Source organism: Brevundimonas sp. UBA7506 (genome assembly GCF_002479495.1).
Taxonomy (GTDB): domain Bacteria; phylum Pseudomonadota; class Alphaproteobacteria; order Caulobacterales; family Caulobacteraceae; genus Brevundimonas.
In genome coordinates, this window is record NZ_DLNQ01000001.1 from 99,319 (window position 1) to 115,656 (window position 16,338).

General features: G+C 68.3%; 15 protein-coding genes. 11 read left to right on the plus strand and 4 right to left on the minus strand.

Annotated features, from left to right (window positions below; genetic code table 11):
* Nucleotides 1–74 precede the first annotated feature (74 nt).
* Nucleotides 75–2,933 (plus strand): TonB-dependent receptor, encoded by a 2,859-nt coding sequence (locus B3K53_RS00450; protein ID WP_292081905.1) that lies wholly within the window; start codon nt 75–77, stop codon nt 2,931–2,933.
* 68 nt (nt 2,934–3,001) lie between these two features.
* Here B3K53_RS00450 and B3K53_RS00455 read toward each other — a convergent pair whose 3' ends face one another.
* Together B3K53_RS00455 and B3K53_RS00460 are read right to left on the minus strand one after the other, a co-directional pair.
* Complete coding sequence (locus tag B3K53_RS00455; protein WP_292081906.1) at nt 3,002–3,550, minus strand: NADPH-dependent FMN reductase; 549 nt, start codon at nt 3,548–3,550, stop codon at nt 3,002–3,004.
* On the minus strand, nt 3,550–4,488 hold the full coding sequence (locus B3K53_RS00460) for a LysR substrate-binding domain-containing protein (RefSeq protein WP_292081907.1): 939 nt from the start codon (nt 4,486–4,488) through the stop codon (nt 3,550–3,552). Before B3K53_RS00460 ends, B3K53_RS00455 begins: the two co-directional genes overlap by 1 nt.
* On the opposite strand from B3K53_RS00460, the gene B3K53_RS00465 reads away from it, so the two are divergent.
* From B3K53_RS00465 to B3K53_RS00475, 3 genes are all read left to right on the plus strand, one after another.
* Nucleotides 4,465–5,319 (plus strand): pirin family protein, encoded by an 855-nt coding sequence (locus B3K53_RS00465; RefSeq protein WP_292081909.1) that lies wholly within the window; start codon nt 4,465–4,467, stop codon nt 5,317–5,319. The genes B3K53_RS00460 and B3K53_RS00465 overlap by 24 nt on opposite strands.
* Before the next feature lie 63 nt (nt 5,320–5,382).
* Nucleotides 5,383–6,279 (plus strand): pirin family protein, encoded by an 897-nt coding sequence (locus B3K53_RS00470; protein ID WP_292081911.1) that lies wholly within the window; start codon nt 5,383–5,385, stop codon nt 6,277–6,279.
* 14 nt (nt 6,280–6,293) lie between these two features.
* The gene (locus B3K53_RS00475) at nt 6,294–6,692 is read left to right on the plus strand and encodes an OsmC family protein (protein WP_292081913.1); all 399 of its coding nucleotides are present in this window, start codon (nt 6,294–6,296) and stop codon (nt 6,690–6,692) included.
* A gap of 6 nt (nt 6,693–6,698) precedes the next feature.
* On the opposite strand, the gene B3K53_RS00480 is transcribed toward B3K53_RS00475, so the two are convergent.
* Nucleotides 6,699–8,174 (minus strand): cobyric acid synthase, encoded by a 1,476-nt coding sequence (locus B3K53_RS00480; RefSeq protein ID WP_292081915.1) that lies wholly within the window; start codon nt 8,172–8,174, stop codon nt 6,699–6,701.
* Between the two features lie 153 nt (nt 8,175–8,327).
* On the opposite strand from B3K53_RS00480, the gene B3K53_RS00485 reads away from it, so the two are divergent.
* The 7 genes from B3K53_RS00485 to B3K53_RS00515 all read left to right on the plus strand — a co-directional run bounded on the left by B3K53_RS00485 (nt 8,328) and on the right by B3K53_RS00515 (nt 15,540).
* Entirely contained in the window at nt 8,328–9,929 is a 1,602-nt protein-coding gene (locus B3K53_RS00485) for a M20/M25/M40 family metallo-hydrolase (protein WP_292081918.1), read from the plus strand.
* Between the two features lie 219 nt (nt 9,930–10,148).
* Nucleotides 10,149–11,147 (plus strand): biotin synthase BioB, encoded by a 999-nt coding sequence (gene bioB, locus B3K53_RS00490; RefSeq protein WP_292081919.1) that lies wholly within the window; start codon nt 10,149–10,151, stop codon nt 11,145–11,147.
* Nucleotides 11,144–12,280, plus strand: coding sequence for an 8-amino-7-oxononanoate synthase (locus B3K53_RS00495; RefSeq protein ID WP_292081921.1), 1,137 nt, complete (start codon nt 11,144–11,146; stop codon nt 12,278–12,280). The genes bioB and B3K53_RS00495 overlap by 4 nt, the downstream gene beginning before the upstream one ends.
* Nucleotides 12,277–12,897, plus strand: coding sequence for a dethiobiotin synthase (bioD, locus tag B3K53_RS00500; RefSeq protein WP_292081923.1), 621 nt, complete (start codon nt 12,277–12,279; stop codon nt 12,895–12,897). Before B3K53_RS00495 ends, bioD begins: the two co-directional genes overlap by 4 nt.
* Nucleotides 12,897–14,186 (plus strand): adenosylmethionine--8-amino-7-oxononanoate transaminase, encoded by a 1,290-nt coding sequence (gene bioA / locus B3K53_RS00505; protein ID WP_292081926.1) that lies wholly within the window; start codon nt 12,897–12,899, stop codon nt 14,184–14,186. Before bioD ends, bioA begins: the two co-directional genes overlap by 1 nt.
* Nucleotides 14,183–14,800, plus strand: a complete 618-nt coding sequence (locus B3K53_RS00510; protein WP_292081928.1) for a pimeloyl-ACP methyl esterase BioG family protein — start codon at nt 14,183–14,185, stop codon at nt 14,798–14,800. Before bioA ends, B3K53_RS00510 begins: the two co-directional genes overlap by 4 nt.
* Nucleotides 14,797–15,540, plus strand: coding sequence for a methyltransferase domain-containing protein (locus B3K53_RS00515; protein WP_292081930.1), 744 nt, complete (start codon nt 14,797–14,799; stop codon nt 15,538–15,540). Before B3K53_RS00510 ends, B3K53_RS00515 begins: the two co-directional genes overlap by 4 nt.
* Here B3K53_RS00515 and B3K53_RS00520 read toward each other — a convergent pair.
* Nucleotides 15,537–16,148 (minus strand): GntR family transcriptional regulator, encoded by a 612-nt coding sequence (locus B3K53_RS00520; RefSeq protein WP_292081932.1) that lies wholly within the window; start codon nt 16,146–16,148, stop codon nt 15,537–15,539. The two genes, B3K53_RS00515 and B3K53_RS00520, sit on opposite strands and share 4 nt — an antisense overlap.
* Nucleotides 16,149–16,338 lie beyond the last annotated feature (190 nt).

A 16,338-nucleotide genomic window follows, 5' to 3' on the forward strand; every position in this document is an offset into this window, starting at 1 on the left:
CCGGTTCCCGCGATCGCGGAGGCTGGAACGGAGGCGCTCGATCTCCGAAAGGCCCAACTGGGAGGAGGACATAGATGACCCACCACGCTACCCGTGCGCGCTACGCGCTGACCCTCGGCGCCTCGCTCGGCGCCCTGACCCTCGCACTGGCCGGTGCCGCTCATGCGCAGGACGCCAGCCCGGCCGACGAACAGGACGCCACCACGGTCGACGAGATCGTCGTCACCGGCTTCCGCGCCAGCCTGCAGAACGCCCTGAACATCAAGCGCCGAGAAGCCGGCGTGGTCGACGCCATCTCGGCCGAGGACATCGCCGACTTCCCCGACACCAACCTGGCGGAATCCATCCAGCGCATTCCGGGCGTGTCGATCGACCGTGACGCCGGCGAAGGCCGCTCGATCACCGTGCGCGGCCTGAGCTCGGAGTTCACCCGCACCCGCATCAACGGCATCGAGGCCCAGGCCACGACCGGCGCGACCGACTCCTCGGGCGGCGTGAACCGCGGCCGCGGCTTCGACTTCAACGTCTTCGCCTCGGAACTCTTCAACAACATCACGGTCCGCAAGACCGCCTCGGCCGAGGTCGAGGAAGGCTCGCTGGGCGCCACCGTCGACCTGCGCACCGCGCGTCCGTTTGACTATCAGGGCTTCACCGCCGTCGCCTCGGTGCAGGGCGGCTACAACGACCTGTCCGAAGAGTGGAGCCCCCGCTTCGCCGGCCTGATCTCCGACACCTGGATGGACGGCAAGTTCGGCGCCCTGCTGTCGCTGGCCTACAGCGACAAGAGCTCGATCGAAGAGGGCTTCAGCTCGGTGCGCTGGGGCCCCGCCAACGGCGACAACGGCTTCCAGAACCCGGGCGCCCTGCCCGGCGGTTCAGCCGCAGCGGGCGGCCTGTTCCACCCCCGCATCCCGCGCTACGGCCGCCTGAGCCATGAGCAGGAGCGCATCGGCGCGACCCTGTCGCTGCAATGGCGCCCGTCGGATGCGACGACCATCAGCCTGGACGGTCTTTACTCCAAGCTCGATTCGACCCGGAAAGAGAACTTCCTCGAAGCCTGGTCGCTGAGCCGCAACGCCTCCCAGGGCGGCAAGCCGCAGGTCGACATCGTCGAAGCCATCGCCGACCCGAATACGGGCGAACTGGTCTATCTGCGCCTCGACGACATGGACATGCGCACCGAGGAACGCTTCGACATCCTCAAGAGCGAGTTCTCGCAATACACCCTGGAAGTCGAACACGACTTCTCGGACACCGTCCGCTTCCGCGGCGTGGCCGGCCGCTCCAAATCGGAGTTCGGCAACCCGCTGCAGGTCAACGCCATCATCGACCATCAGGACGGCGACGGCTGGTCGATCGACTTCCGCGAAAACCGCAACCTGCCCAAGATCGTCTATGGCTTCGACGTCACCGACGCGAACCAGTGGAAGATCACGGGCCCGGCCGGCGCCCAGCCGCTGTCGGAACTGCGCATTCTGTCCAGCGAACAATCCAACACCTACACGACCTTCGAGGGCGGCTTCGAGTTCGACATCGATGACCGCATGACCTTCAAGGTCGGCGCCAGCTACAAGGAATACCAGTCGCAAGGCTCTGGCTATGCCCGTCAAACCAACGCCGCGCCCGCCATGCCGGCCGGGGCGACGATCGGCAGCCTGACCTATCTGCTCGACGGTTTCGGCAAGAACCTGGACCTGCCCTCGGGCTCGGCTACGGCCTGGATCTCGCCCAACCTCGACGCGATCATGAAAGCCTATGGCGCCGACTGCCTGTGCAACACCGGTGTGGCTGGCGGCGATTTCCGTCTGCTGGGACTTGAGAACGGGTCCACGGCTCTGGGCAACTGGCGCGACGTGACCGAGAAGGACACCGGTCTGTGGGCCCAGATGGACTGGAACACCGAATGGGCCGGCATGCCTGTTCGCGGCAACTTCGGCGCGCGCTGGGTGAACACCGAGGTCGAGGCCGCCGGCTACTCCGCCCTCAGCGGCGTGACCACCCGCGTCACCGGCGCCAACAACTATGACGACATCCTGCCGTCACTGAACCTGTCGATCGAGCCCATTGAAGACGTCATGGTTCGCTTCGGCGCGGCTCGCGTCATGTCGCGCCCGCCAGTCACCAACCTGGTGCCGGTCTTCTCGCTGAGCGCGCCGAACGCCGCCAACCGTACGGCGTCGCTGGGCAATGTGAACCTGGACCCCTACCGCGCCGATACCTTCGACCTGTCGCTGGAGTGGTATTTCGCGCCGGAATCCCTGCTGTCCCTGGCGCTGTTCTACAAGGACATCTCCACCTATGTTCAGACCACGCAGCAGACGCTGACCTATGCGGAGCTGACGGCCATGAACCCGGCCGCCTTCCCTGCCGCCGCCGACCGTCCGCCTTCGGATCAGTATGTCTTCAGCACCCCGACCAATACGCCGGGCGGACCGCTGACGGGCTTCGAGATCAGCTATCAGCAGCCCTTCACCTTCCTGCCGGGCGCCTTCTCGAACCTGGGCGTGCAAGCCAACTTCACGCACGTCGAGTCGGAAATCGACTACTGCACCACGGCCGCCTGCAACGTCTATGTGACGGCGAACCTGGTGAACCTGTCGCCCGACGCCTGGAACGCCACGCTGTATTACGACGACGGTCGCTTCAACGCCCGCGTCTCGGCCGCCTATCGCGACACCTATTATCAGCAGGTGCCGGGCGCCAACGGCGGCACGCGCGGCATCGCCGTCACCGGCAAGACCGAGACCCTCAGCATCGACGCCTCGGCCTCCTTCGACGTCAACGACAAGCTGGCCCTGTCAATCGAGGGCATCAACCTGACCGACGAGTTCAACCGTCAGAACCACAGCGAACTCGATGGCGTGCGTGACAGCACCTACGTCTATCACCACACAGGCCGCCAGATCTTCGTGGGCGCCCGCTACAAGTTCTGATCCGACTTACATCGCACTCCTGAGCGGTGAACTTCGGCGCTGGCGGTCTGACCGCCAGCGCCTTCTTTTTATGTCCGGCAGTGCTCGACGAAGCCATTGATGAAGCGCGCCAGACGGCGGCGGGCGTCCTCGTCCGTCAGCTGACCGTCCGCGTCGAAGGCCGAGCCCGCGTGAGGCAGCATCATGCGCCCGCCGAACCAGGGCGCGGTTCCCAGGGTCCGCAGGACCGGCAGCCAGGCGGCCTGGCTCATCATCGTGCCGAAGGGACCGGGCGAGGCGCCCAGGACCGCCACCGGCCGCCCGCCGAACACCCGCTCGATGTCCGAGGCTGGACGGCTGAGCCAGTCGATGGCGTTCTTGAACACGCCAGGAACGCCATTGTTGTACTCGGGCGTGAACAGCAGCAGGCCGTCGCAGTCGGCGATCAGATCCTTCAGCGCGACCACCGCCTCGGGAAGGCCCTGATCCCGCTCGACGTCGCCGTCATAGAGGGGAATCCCCCTGATCGAGCCCTCGATCAGGTCCACGCCCTCGGGCGTCATGCCCTGGGCCGCCCGCAGCAGGGCGCTGTTATAGGAGGCGGCCCGCAGGCTGCCCGACACTCCGACCAGACGCATCAGTCCTTCGTCTCCGCAAAGGCATAGGGAGTCGCGCGCGGCGACGCAGGCGTTTCACCGTGAATCTGCTGCTCGGCGCAACCTTCGGCGAGGAAGTCGAGCAACAGCCGCACCGAGGGCAGCAGGCCGCGCCGCGACGGGAAGACCGCGTGGACGATCCACTTCCTGGGCCGCCAGTCCGGAAGGATGTCGATCAGCCGCCCGGCCGCCAGGTCGCCGGCCACCGCCACCGTCGGCAGCAGGGCCACGCCCAGTCCCTGACGCGCACCCTCGTGGAGCATATGCAGGTCGTCGGTCACCAGCCGCGGCGCATGACGCACCGAGGCGGTCATCCCGTCCCTGTGGTGCAGGGCCCAGACGTGGTCGCGATGCGCCGGACCGAAGTCCAGACTGGGCCAGCCGGCCAGGTCCGCGGGGCCGGCGGGCGCCGCGAACCGCGCGATCAGGTCGGGCGCCGCGACCAGACGGTGCACGCTCTCGTCCAGCTTGCGCATGACCAGATCCGTCTGCTCCAGCGGCGGCTCGCGCACGCGGATGGCCAGGTCGAAGCCCTCGCCGATGACGTCCACCCGGCGGCTGGTGCTGTCCAGTTGCACATCGACCTCGGGATAGCGGGCCATGAAGCGGGCGATCAGCCCGCCCATCTGATAGGTCAGCAGTCCCGGCGCGCAAGCCACGCGGACCGTGCCGCAGGGCTCGGATCGGGCCCCGTCGATCACGGCCTGCGCCGCCTCGGCCTCGACCAGCATGGCCAGACAGTGCCGGTAGTATTCCTGACCGACCTCGGTGACCGAGAAACGGCGCGACGACCGCTGGATCAGGCGCGTGCCCAGCTGGTCCTCCAGAAAGGCGATACGTCGGCTCAGCTTGGACTTCTGCGTCCCCAGAGCCCGCGCCGCGGGGGCGAAGCCGCCGTGATCCACCACCTGGACAGCCACTGGGTCGGCGACGGCTTCCCGGTGCGCTCGCTGTTTTCCTATGACGCCGCAGGCAAGCACGTCACCCCCTTCCTGCTGCTCGACTACGCCGGCCCCTACAACTTCGAGCCGACGACCGAGCGGCGCGGCGTGGGCCAGCATCCGCACCGCGGCTTCGAGACCGTGACCATAGTCTATGACGGCGAGGTCGAGCACCGCGACTCGACCGGTCAGGGCGGCATCATCGGCCCCGGCGACGTCCAGTGGATGACGGCGGGCGGCGGCATCCTGCACGAGGAGTTCCATTCTCCGGCCTTCTCGCGCACCGGCGGTCCGTTCCGCATGGTGCAGCTGTGGGTCAACCTGCCCGCCAGGGACAAGATGACCCGCCCCGGCTACCAGTCGATCCTGAACGCCGACATTCCGACCGTATCCCTGCCCGACAACGCAGGCACGGCCCGGATCATCGCCGGCGCCATGGACCGCTCGAAAGGTCCGGCCAGCACCTTCACCCCCATAAATGTGTGGGACGTGCGGCTGAACCGGGACGCCGAGACGACGCTGGACCTGCCGGAAGGCCACACCGCCATGGTGGTGGTTCTGTCGGGCCACGTCACTGTCAACGGCGATCAGCCCGCCGGGTCCGCCGAGGCCCTGCTGCTGGACCGCCAGGGCGACAGCGTCACCCTGCACGCCGATGCGGACACGACCCTGCTGATCCTGACCGGAGAGCCGATCGACGAGCCCATCGTCGGCTACGGCCCCTTCGTGATGAACAGCGAGGACGAGATCCGCACGGCGATCACGGACTTCAACAGCGGCCGCTTCGGCGACATTCCCGCCGCCGTGTGACAAGCTGAACAACAGGCGGTCCGGCGCGTTCCCCGGACCGCCGCCCCCAATCGAGGAAACACCATGATCGAACTCGTCATCGACCAGCGTCGCAAGGATCTCGGCGGCTTCGAGGTGGGGCGCGTCCTGCCCTATGCGAAGCGCCGCATGGTCGGCCCCTTCGTCTTCTTCGACCACATGGGGCCGGTCGACATGCCAGCCGGCATCCCGCGCAGCGTCGATGTGCGCCCGCACCCGCACATCGGCATCTCGACCCTGACCTATCTGTTCGACGGCGAAATCACGCACCGCGACAGCCTGGGCGTGCAGCAGGACATCCGCCCGGCCGAGGTCAACTGGATGACCGCCGGCAGCGGCGTGACCCATTCCGAGCGCTTCGAACGTGCCCGCATGGAAGGTCTGCGGCTGGAGGGCATCCAGGCCTGGCTGGCCCTGCCCAATGGTCAGGAAGAGATCGACCCGTCCTTCCAGCACGTCGGATCGGCCGACCTGCCCACCTGGATCGAGAACGGCGTGAAGGGGCGTCTGGTCGCCGGCGAAACCATGGGCATGAAGGCGGGGGTCAGCACCTTCTCGCCCCTGCACTACATGCATCTGGAACTGGAGCCCGGCGCCCGCTTCCAGACTCCGACCGACCATTCGGAAAGCGCGGTTTACGTCGTCCAGGGTCTGGTCGAGATCGACGACGGCAAGCCTCTGGGTCACGGCCAGATGGCGGTGTTGTCCAGGGGAGCCCCGTCGGTGATCCACGCCCTGCAACCGACCACCGTCATGGTGCTGGGCGGCGAGCCGGTGGGCGAACGCTTTATCGAATGGAACTTCGTTTCCTCGTCGAGGGACCGCATCGAACAGGCCAAGGCTGACTGGCGCGCCGGGCGCATGAAGCTGCCCGACATGGACGATCAGGAGTTCATTCCCCTGCCGCCCGATCGCCCCGATTCCGCCCCTCCGATGTCCTGACCGGAGCCCTCAACATGGCCATCGCCCACGCCCATATCGGAACCGCCCGCTACCGGACCTCGATCCGGACGGGCGGAGATTTGAAACACGAACTGACCGCGGACGAGCCCGAACGCCTGGGCGGCGCAGACAGCGGCCCTGCCCCGTTCGATCTGCTGATTTCGGCGCTGGGGGCGTGCACCGCCATCACCCTGACCATGTACGCCGAGAAGAAGGGCTGGCCGCTGGAGGGCCTGGACGTCAAGTTGGAATACCGGGGCGGCGAAACCCCGCCGCGCATCGAACGCGTGCTGACGCCCGAAGGGCCTCTGGACGACGCCCAGCGCGCCCGTCTGGCCGAGGTGGCCGAGCGCACGCCCGTCACCCTGGCGATCAAGAACGGCGTGCCGGTCCACACCACCCTGGTCGCCTAGAGCCGCTCAGGTCAGGCCGGCGATCCGGCTGACGGCCGGAATGTCGAAGTGCGCTTCCAGCACCTCGGCGATCCGGTCCAGGGCACGGTCGACGCGCTCGCTCTGGTCCACCCCGTCCGACGAAGCCCCTAGATCGGCCAAGATCGCCGCCCGCGCCTCGGCCTGATCGAACAGGCCATGGACATAGAGGCCGGCGATCCGACCATCGGCCGACATCGCGCCATGCGGACGCCCCTCGATGCGGGCGAAGGGGCGGCTCGTATCCGGGCCGTCGGTCTGGCCGATGTGGATCTCATAGCCCGCGAAGGCCGCGTCAGAGGCCGCCAGCGCCCCCGTGGTCTGGCGCAGAGTCTTCTCACCGGCCAGCACGGTCTCAACGTCGAGCAAACCAAGGCCCGGCGCCGAGCCCGCCACGCCCTCGACGCCGTCAGGGTCGCTGATCATGCGGCCCAGCATCTGATAACCGCCGCAGACGCCCAGCACCCGACCGCCGCGCCGCACGTGGGCGGCGATGTCGACGTCCCAACCCTGAGCGCGCAGGAAGGCCAGATCGGCCAACGTCGCCTTGGTCCCCGGCAGGATGATCAGGTCGGCGTCGCCCGGCAGGGCCGCCCCCGGCGGGACGAAGTCGAAGTCCACGCCCGGCTCGTGCCTTAAGGGATTGAAGTCGTCGAAATTGGCGATGCGCGACAGCATGGGCACGGCTATGCGCACGCGCCGCGCCGCCCCGCGCCCGGCGGCCCGATCCAGCACTACCGCATCCTCGGCCGGCAGGGATCGCGCATCGGCCAGCCAGGGCGCCATGCCCAGATCGGCCCAGCCGGTGCGGCGTTCGATCTCGGCTCGACCTTCATTGAACAGGGATGGATCGCCCCGGAACTTGTTGATCAGAAAGCCCTGGATCATCCCCCGGTCGCCCTCATCCAGAACGGCATGCGCGCCGACCAGGGCGGCGATGACATGGCCCCGGTCGATGTCGCCGACCAGCACCACCGGCACATCGGCGGCGCGAGCGAAGCCCATGTTGGCGATGTCGCCGGCACGCAGATTGGTCTCCGCCGGACTGCCCGCCCCCTCGACGATGACCAGATCGGCCTCGGCCTGAAGGTGACGGAAGCTGTCGAGCACCACGTCCAGCAGAGCGGCCTTGCGGTCCTGATAGCCCGCCGCCTGCCAGACGCCCTCGACCCGGCCGCGCACGATCAGTTGAGCCCCCGTGTCGCTCTGCGGCTTCAACAGGACAGGGTTCATGTCCACGGTCGGCGGGGTGCGACAGGCCAGGGCCTGCAGCGCCTGGGCGCGGCCGATTTCACCCACATAGCCTTCGGCGTCCGGCGCGGTGACCGCAGCGTTGTTGGACATGTTCTGCGGCTTGAACGGCCGCACCGTCAGGCCGCGATTGGCGAACAGCCGGCACAGACCCGCGACCAGCACGGACTTGCCCACGTCCGAGCCGCAGCCCTGAATCATCAGCGCCGCCATCGGCCCTCCGCGTACATCCCGTTCATCATTGGACCTAGGGCCGCGCCCTGGTCTGGGTCAACCAAAGACCGGACGCCAGCATCGCCGCGATTTGCAGAGCGCCCGCGCATGGCGTCAAATCCCCGCAGTTTTGATTCTCGGGGGCTTCCACACATGAAACGTCTGCTCGTCGGCCTGTCGGCCCTGTGCATCGCCACGCCTGCCCTGGCGCAGTCGGTCGACCGGGTCGCCATCAACGGCATCATTGATCAGGGCCTGAACCATAGCGAGGTCATGCAGACCGCCGCCTATCTGACCGACCGGATCGGCGGGCGGATGACCAACTCGCCGCAGATGCGTCAGGCCGAGCAGTGGAGCCAGCAGCAGTTCCGCGACTGGGGCCTGTCGAACGTCCGCGCCGAAGGGTTCGAGTTCGGCCGGGGCTGGTCCATCGTCCGCTCCAGCGCGCGGATGACCGCGCCTCGCGGCATTGAACTGCGCGCCATTCCGGTGGCCTGGACCCCCTCGACCAACGGGACCATCAACGCCGGCGTCGTCGTCGCCCCGATCACCAAGGTCGAGGACTTCGACAAGTGGCGCGGCAAGCTGTCGGGCAAGATCGTCATGCTGTCCCGTCCCGACACCGGCTCCGAGCCGACCGAGCCGGCCTTCCGTCGCTGGACCGACGCCGAACTGCGCGACCGCAACACCTACGTCCAGCCGCAACACGCCCATGTCCCCGTCGAACGCCAGCTGAAAATGGCCGAGTTCGCCGCCCGCCTCGACGCCTTCCTGGCTGACGAAGGCGCCCTGGCTTGGGTGCGGATGTCGCAACGTGACGGCGGCCTGCTGCACGGCACCGGTTATACCTATCAGGTCGGCGCCACGCCCAAGCTGCCGGGCATGGAGATCGCGGCCGAGGACTATCGTCGCCTCGCCCGCCTGGCCCTGACCGACACCCCGCCGATGCTGTCGCTGCTCAGCGAGGTCCAGTTCCACGACGAAGACGTCAACGCCTACAACATCCTGGCCGACATTCCCGGCTCGGACCGTTCGGGCGAATACGTCATGGCCGGCGCCCACCTCGACAGCTGGGTCGCCTCGGACGGCGCCCAGGACAACGCCGCCGGCAGCGCCGTGGTCATGGAGGCCGCCCGCATCCTGTCGCAGATGAAGGTCAAGCCCAAGCGCACCATCCGCTTCGCCCTGTGGAACGGCGAGGAACAGGGCATCCTGGGCTCGCTGGCCTATGTCGACCGCTATCTGGCCACGCGCGCGCCCGCGTCGGACCCGGCCCTGGCCGCCCTGCCCGGCAACCGCACCTGGCGCAACCGCTGGCCGGTCGAGCCGCGCCCCGGCTATCGCGACCTGGTCGCCTATTTCAACCTGGACAACGGCTCGGGCAAGATTCGCGGCATCAACGCCGAGGGCAATGTCGCCGCCGCCCCCATCTTCCAGGAATGGCTGGCGCCGTTCGCCAGCATGGGCGCCACCACCGTCTCGCTGCGTCCCTCGGGCGGCACCGACCACGTCTATATGCAGACGGTCGGCGTGCCCGGCTATCAGTTCATCCAGGACCCGCTCGACTATTCCAGCCGCATCCACCACACCAGCATCGACAGCTATGACCACCTGAAGCCCGAAGACCTGCGTCAGGCGGCGATCATCCTGGCCAGCTTCCTGCTGAACGCGGCCAACCGCGACGCCCCCTTGCCGCGCATGCCGCTGCCGACCGAACCGACGCCGACCGACCCGTTCGCGTACCCGGCTGACTAAGGCGCACTGACAAGCGAAACGGTCGGACACCCCCGCACACCTCGTGCGGGGGTGTTTTCGTTTAGCGCCGCCTTTTTTTGAAAACGAAGACCGCTGCCAAGACTGATCGCCCCTTCCCCAATCAAAATGATATATAATATTGGCGTAAGTACCCGATTTTACAGAATCATATCTATCATTTAGATCGCTGTCGCTGGCATTGCAGTTTGAGCGCTCAAAATGATAGATAATTCAAAACCCGACGCAGCCGCGATCTACAACGCGCCATTCATGGAACTGCTCTATCGGGCCCAGACGGTGCACCGGGCCCACTTCGATCCGAGCACGATCCAGTGCTCCAAGCTGCTGTCCATCAAGACCGGGGGCTGCCCCGAGGACTGCTCCTACTGCTCGCAGTCGGCGCGCTACGACAGCGAGCTGTCAGCCTCCAAGATGATGGAGGTCCAGAAGGTTCTGAACGAGGCGCGCAAGGCCAAGGCGGCGGGCGCGACGCGCTACTGCATGGGCGCCGCCTGGCGCTCGCCCAAGGAACGCGACATGCCGGGCGTCCTGGCCATGGTCAGGGGCGTCAAGGCCATGGGTCTGGAGACCTGCATGACCCTGGGCATGCTCAGCGACGACCAGGCGGCCCAGCTGCGCGAGGCTGGCCTCGACTACTACAACCACAACATCGATACCTCGGAGCGCTACTATTCCGAAGTCATCACCAGCCGCACCTTCGCCGACCGGCTGAACACGCTGGACCGCGTCCGCGCGGCGGGGATCAACGTCTGCTCGGGCGGCATCGTCGGCATGGGCGAGACGGCCGACGACCGTATCGACATGCTGCGCACCCTGGCCGAGATGGAAGAGCCGCCGGAATCCGTGCCGATCAACATGCTGATGCCGATGAAGGGCACGCCGATGGCCGACATGGCCCCGCTGGACCCGATCGAGATGGTCCGCACCATCGCCACGGCCCGCATCCTGATGCCGCGCGCCTATGTTCGCCTTTCGGCTGGCCGTTCGGAGATGAGCGACGAGCTTCAGGCGATGTGCTTCTTCGCCGGCGCCAACTCGATCTTCGTCGGCGACACCCTGCTGACCGCCGACAACCCCGGCCAGGACAAGGACGCCCTGCTGTTCAACAAGCTGAACCTGCGCGCCGAGGTCGCCCCGGCCTGCCCCAAGCCAGCCGTGGAGCAGCCCCAGGAGCAGGCCCAAGAGCAGGCCGCGTGATCGCCCACCCGCGCCATCGCGCCGGCCTGGACGCCCTGGCCGCGCGCGATCGGTTGCGGGCCCGAGCCCCGACGGCCGGACTCGACTTCGCCTCCAACGACTATCTGGGGCTGGCCGGGTCCGAGCTGCTGAAACAGGCCGCCCTCGACGCCCTGAACCGGGGCGTGCCTGTGGGCGCGACCGGGTCGCGGCTGCTGCGCGGCAACCACCCGGAACACGAAGCTCTGGAGGAAGAAGCCGCCGCCTTCTTCGGCGCCGAGGCCGCCCTCTTCATCGGCGGCGGCTTTCAGGCCAACCACGCTCTTTTCTCGGCCTTGCCGATGCAGGGCGATCTGATCCTGTACGACGCCCTGATCCACGCCAGCGCCCATGACGGGATGCGGCTGGGCCGGGCCGAGACCCGCGCCTTCGCCCACAATGACGTCGTCGCCGCCGAGGCCGAGATCCGGTCCTGGCGTTCTGCGGGCGGAACGGGCCGCGTCTGGCTGGCGGTAGAGAGCCTCTATTCGATGGAGGGCGACCTCGCGCCGCTGGATCAGCTTGCGGCGCTGGCCCGCCGCCACGACGCCGTTCTGGTGGTGGACGAGGCTCACGCCACAGGCCTGTTCGGCCCCATGGGCGCGGGCCGCGCTCTGGCGCAGCCGCATGACCCGAACCTGCTGACCCTGCACACCTGCGGCAAGGGGCTGGGGGCGGTCGGCGCCCTGATCTGCGGCGACGCGGTCCTGATCGAGACCCTGGTCAACAAGGCCCGCCCCTTCATCTTCGCCACCGCCCCCTCGCCGCTGAACGCCGCCGTGGTGCGCGCCAGCCTGAGAGCCTTGCACGACCGGCCCGACCTGCGCGAGCGCGCCTGGGCCCGCATCGCCCACGCCCACGCCGAGGCCCGGCGCCTGTGCGGGCTAGACGGCTTCGAAAGCCAGATCCTGCCGATCCATGTCGGCGCGGACGGCGAGGCCGTCGCCCTGGCCCGGACGCTGCAATCGCGCGGCTACGACGTGCGCGCCGTGCGCCCGCCGACCGTGCCCAAGGGCACGGCGCGCCTGCGCATCTCGCTGACCGGCGCCGCGGATCAGGCCGCCGTCACCGGCCTGTTCGAAACCCTGTCAAACGTCGGATCCGCCTACCTATGAGCACTGTCATCGTCACCGGCACCGACACCGGCATCGGCAAGACCGTCTTCAGCGCCGGACTGACCCGCGCGCTCGGCGCCACCTACTGGAAGCCGGTCCAGTCCGGGCTGGAAGAAGCCACCGACAGCGAAACTGTGGCGTGCCTGTCGGGCTGCCCCGTCCTGCCCGAGGCCTATCGCCTGCAGATGCCCGCCTCCCCCCACCTGTCGGCGGAGGCTGAGGGTGTCGAGATCGACATAGCCCGCCTGACCCCGCCCCCGGTCGAGGGGCCGCTGGTGATCGAGGGCGCCGGAGGGCTGATGGCGCCGCTGACGCGGCAGCACCTCTTCCTCGACGTCATCGCCGGATGGAAGGCTCCCGTGGTTCTGGTGGCGCGCACCAGTCTGGGCACCATCAACCACAGCCTGCTGTCGCTGACCGCCCTGCGCGCCAGGGGCTGCACGGTCGCGGGCGTCGCCTTCGTCGGCGAGGAGATGGCCGACAGCCGCCGCACGATCGCCGAGATGGGCCAGGCGCGCGATCTGGGCCGGCTGCCCTTCCTCGCTGACCTGACCCCTGACGCCTTGACCGCCGCCTTCGAGGCCATCGACGTCGCCGCCATCCGCGAGACCCTGTGATGGACGACGCCATCGCCTTCGACCGTCGCCACCTTTGGCGCCCCTACGCCGGGATGCGCGAACCCGGCCCGGTCCATCACGTGGTCGAAGCCCAGGGCGTCTGGCTGACCCTGGCCGACGGCACTCGGATGATCGACGCCATGTCCTCCTGGTGGTGCGCGGCCCACGGCCATCGCCATCCGCAGATCGTCGCCGCCATGACGGCTCAGCTCAACCGCATGCCGCACGTCATGTTCGGCGGCCTGACCCATGATCCCGCCATCGATCTGGGGCGGCGGCTGGTCGCGATGTTGCCCGACGGGTTGAACCGCATCTTCTATTCCGACAGCGGCTCCGTCGCCGTCGAGGTGGCGCTGAAGATGGCGCTTCAGGCCCAGGTGGCGCGTGGCTTTCCCGCCCGCACCGCCTTCGCCACCGTGCGCGGCGGATATCACGGCGACACCTGGAAGGCGATGAGCCTGTGCGACCCCGACACCGGCATGCACGGCCAGTACGGTCGCGCGTTGCAGGTCGAACACTTCGTCGCCGCCCCGCCCATCCCCTTCGGCGCCGACTGGGACGAGGACCCGGCCCGCAACGGCCTGTCCGAGGTGGCGCGGCTGTTTGAGGCGCACGGCGAGCGGATCGCCGCCTTCATCCTGGAGCCCGTGGTTCAGGGCGCGGGCGGGATGCGCTTCTATCAACCGGCCTATCTGACCGGCCTGCGCGCCCTGTGCGACGCGCACGGCGTCCTGCTGATCTTCGACGAGATCGCCAGCGGTTTCGGCCGCACCGGGCGGATGTTCGCCATGGATTTCGTCAGCGTCGTCCCCGACATCCTCTGCCTCGGCAAGGCCCTGACCGGCGGCCACATCACCTTCGCCGCCACAGTGGCCCGAGAGGATGTAGCCGAGGCCATCGCGGCCGGGTCGCCCGGCGTGCTGATGCACGGCCCCACCTTCATGGCCAATCCCCTGGCCTGCGCCGCCGCCGGGGCCAGTCTTGATCTTTTGCAGGACGGCGGCTGGCGCGACGCGGTCGTCCGGATCGAGGCCCAACTCCGCGTCGAACTGGCTCCGGCCCGGCGGCTCGACGGCGTGCAGGACGTCCGAATCCTCGGCGCTATCGGGGTGATCGAGACGAAGGCTCCGCTGGACACCGCCCGCGTCCACGCCTTCGCAAAAACCTCGGGCGTCTTCCTGCGCCCCTTCGGTCGGCTGCTCTACGCCATGCCGCCCTATGTCGTCCGGCCGGACGAGCTGACGCGCATCACCACCGCCATGCTGGACATCGTCGGGTGGAGCGAATGAGAAGCCAATGGCTGCAGCGAAACGGCGTCGACGACCTGATCGTCGTCTTCGGCGGCTGGGCCCTGGGCGCCGCGCCCTTCGCCCATCTCAGCGGATCAGCCGACGTCTTGCTGCTCAGCGACTACCGAACCCAGGACTTTGACGCCGAGCCGCTCGCCCCCTACGCCCGACGCAGCCTGATCGGCTACTCCTTCGGCGTCGCCGCGGCGGGCCATGCTCTGGCCTCGACGGAACTGAAGTTCAACCGCAAGGTCGCCGTCTGCGGCTCCCTCCACCCCGTCGACGAGCGCCTCGGCATCCCGCCCGAGCGGGCGCGCCAGACCGCCGACCGGTTAACCGAGACCAGCCTGCGCCAGTTCGCCCGCCGCGCCGGGGCTCCCCTGCCCGAAGCCAGCGACATCCCCGCCCTGAGAGACGAACTGCAGGCTGTCATCGCGCGCGGCCCAGCGCCCCACCCCGGCTTTGACCGCATCTGGCTGGGCCGCAATGACCGCATCTTTCCGCCCGAGAATCTGGAAGCGGCATGGCGCGATCAAAGCGACCGCGTCCGCTGGCTCGAGACCGGCCACAATCCCTTCGCCGCCTTCACCGACTGGCGCGACCTCCTGGCATGACCGCCGCCGCCCGCGTTCAGCGCAGCTTTCGCCGGGGCTTCGCCACCTATGACGACAGCGCCCTGGTGCAGAAGGCCATCGCCCGGGGCCTGATCCGCCGTCTGCTGCGCCACGCCGCCGACACCCGCCTCACCCGCGTTTTCGAAACAGGTTACGGCACCGGCCAGCTGACCCGGCTTATGCTGCAGCGCCTGCCGATCGAGACCCTGCACCTGAATGATCTGGCGGCGCCGCCCCTGCCCTTCGCGCCGCAGGCCGACTATCGCCCTGGAGACATCGAGACCCTGGCTCTGCCCCCGGACCTTGATCTGGTCATCTCGGCCTCCATGATCCAGTGGATCGCCGATCCGCTGGGGCTGATCCAGCGCCTGTGTGAGGCGGTGCGGCCCGGCGGCTGGCTGGCCCTGTCCGGCTTCGGCCCCGACCACTTCCCCGAGCTTCAGGCCCTCGGCAGTCAGGCCGCCGCCCCGTCGCTGCTGTCGGCCGCCGCCATGGCCAGCCTGCTGCCGTCCGGCTGGACCGTGCAGGAGTCAGGGTCGCGCGCCCGATCCCTATGCTTCGCCACGCCGCGCGAAGTACTGCGCCACCTGCGCGACACCGGCGTCAACGGCCGCGCCAGCCGTCCCTGGACCCGCCGCGATCTCGACACCTTCTGCCACGAATATGATGCGCGGTTCGGCCAGTCAGGCCGCGTCTCCCTGACCTATCAGCCCGTCTGGCTGATCGCGCGAAAGGCCTAGACCGCCCGTCCCAGATGGCGCTCGGCCGTGGCCAGCGCCCCCTGCACGTCGCGGGCGCGGATCGCCGCCATCAAGGCGTGGTGGTCGGGATCGGGCCGCGGCTTCCACCGCTCCCTGTACTGCACCAGCATATGCCGAGAGCCGTGCAGCTGCAGATTGCCCACCTCTTCCAGCAGGCGCGGCATGCCGCAGGCCGCCATGGTCCCCAGGTGGAAGGCGCGATTGGCCGCCTCCCAGCTATGGATGTCGGTCGCCGCGTCGCAGGCCAGACGCAGGTCCTCCAGTCGCCCGATCTCGTCCTGGGTGAGGTTAGGCACTGAATGCATCAGGGCCACCGGTTCCAGCGCCGCGCGCATCAGCTTGACCTCGCGCTGGGCCGCCTGATCCAGCGGCGCGACGCGAACCCCGACATTCGGTTTGCTGACCGCCAGCCCCTTGGCCACCAGACGCAGGAAGGCCTCGCGCACCGGGACATGGCTGACCTTGAACTCGTCGGCGACGTGTTCCTGGCGGAGCTTGGCGTCCGGCGCGAGTTCTCCGCGCACGATCCGAACCGTCAGTGCATCAGCGATGCCGTCCGCGGAAACACCAAGTTTGGAAACGGCCACACTACCTCCGACGTCGCGCAATTATCTACAATCGCACTCATAGTGCCGTCAACGACATCGGCGACCTCGACCAAGCAGGCGCCGTTGAAGAGATTGCGGGGCCACCTGAACCACGCCGGGGCGGGGTCTTCCAGACCGTCCTGAGCCAGAGGCAGGATCAGGCCCTGCTCCCAACCTTCGCTGGACGACG